Source organism: Mesorhizobium sp. M7A.F.Ca.AU.001.01.1.1 (genome assembly GCF_004022735.1).
In the GTDB taxonomy this organism is placed as follows: domain Bacteria; phylum Pseudomonadota; class Alphaproteobacteria; order Rhizobiales; family Rhizobiaceae; genus Mesorhizobium; species Mesorhizobium ciceri.
Genome location: NZ_RZPF01001302.1, coordinates 1 through 644, shown reverse-complemented (window position 1 = coordinate 644; position 644 = coordinate 1). Strand labels below are relative to the sequence as shown.

Here is a 644-nt window from a genome sequence, read left to right as displayed (position 1 = left end):
GCACCGCACCAAGCCGCGCTTTGAGGCGGGCGTAGCTGGCGGCATTATCGCCCGGCACGACATCGATGTCGCCGGCGTCGGCTACAGTGATATGCGCCAGCATGTCGAGGTCCCAGTCGAAGCTGTAGCTGCCGTAGAGGAGCGAGTATTTGCGGATTTCCTGCGGCGCGCGGCGTGTCGCGCCGCCGCGAAATGTGGCGATGCCGTCATAGGGCATCCCCACCACCACGGCGTCGGCCGAAAGGCCGGCCAGGTCGCGAACATGGGGAAACGCCATGAATGGCGGCACGTCACCATACATGCGGGGAACGCCCGCTGGGCTCAGGGCTTCGTTCATGGATGCGGTCCTCCGTCTTGTCTTGTCGATGGTGTCGCTGGCCTAGCGGCCGGCGACGGACTCGTTCTGGAAGAGCATGTTGCGCTGTCTCCAGGTGTCGAGGAATTCCCGCAGGCGCGGGCTTTGCGGATCGTTGAAGAGTTTGGCAGGAGGGCCCTGCTCGACCACCTTGCCGCAGTCCATGAAGACGACGCGGTCGGCGACTTGGGCAGCAAAGCCCATCTCATGCGTCACCACCACCATGGTGATGCCCTCGACAGCCAGTTGCTTCATGGTGTCGAGCACCTCGCCCACGAGTTGGGGATCG

The 644-nt window shown here is 64.1% G+C and carries 1 protein-coding gene and 1 pseudogene; both read right to left on the bottom strand.

Going from position 1 to position 644, the window contains the following annotated elements; all coding sequences use genetic code 11:
* A partial coding sequence (locus tag EN884_RS37805) for an arginase family protein (protein ID WP_206617784.1) occupies positions 1–337 on the bottom strand: 337 nt, incomplete at its 3' end.
* Positions 338–379: 42 nt separating this feature from the next.
* Positions 380–644: pseudogene (locus EN884_RS37800) on the bottom strand (amino acid ABC transporter ATP-binding protein); the annotation flags it as partial.